This window comes from Aquimarina sp. MMG016, assembly GCF_018100805.1.
In the GTDB taxonomy this organism is placed as follows: domain Bacteria; phylum Bacteroidota; class Bacteroidia; order Flavobacteriales; family Flavobacteriaceae; genus Aquimarina.
The window spans coordinates 1-632 of the sequence record NZ_JAGJEA010000028.1; the positions used below are offsets into that span (position 1 = coordinate 1).

1 protein-coding gene is annotated in these 632 nt (G+C 41.8%); it reads right to left on the reverse strand.

Annotated features, from left to right (window positions below):
* Nucleotides 1-632, reverse strand: a 632-nt coding sequence (locus tag J8M14_RS22940) for an Ig-like domain-containing protein (protein WP_282100276.1), incomplete at both ends; no start/stop codon positions are given.

The window sequence follows — 632 nt, forward strand, 5'->3', positions numbered from 1 at the left end:
TCCATCGTTATCACAGTTTAGATCACAAGTGCCATCACCATCATTATCACAGTTGAGATCACAGGTACCATCACCATCGTTATCACAGTTCAGATCACAGGTACCATCGCCATCATTATCACAGTTCAGGTCACAAGTGCCGTCTCCATCGTTATCACAGTTCAGATCACAGGTTCCGTCCCCGTCATTATCACAGTTCAGATCACAAGTACCATCGCCATCGTTATCACAGTTTAGATCACAAGTGCCATCTCCATCATTATCACAGTTTACGGTACACGTAGGATCTGTATCTAAAGTGAAGCTAATCGTTGCATTATCACTTATTGGAGCTCCATTTAAGGTTCCTGTAACTGTTACAGATTCCACCAATAAATTACTGTAAGCAGCAGTATATGTACCATCTCCATTGTCTGTCACTCCACTTACAAGAACTGCATTTCCTGTAATTGATAATACAATCGCTTCACCACCCATAGTAATTAAATTACCGTTGGCATCAGCTAACTGAACTGTAACTGTAGAAACATCTGTTCCATTTGCAGGCACAGGACCTGTGGCAGTAATGGTTGTATTTACATTCGTTGGATCAGGGTTCGCATTGTCCGTCTCAAAGACAATATCCGCAGTAT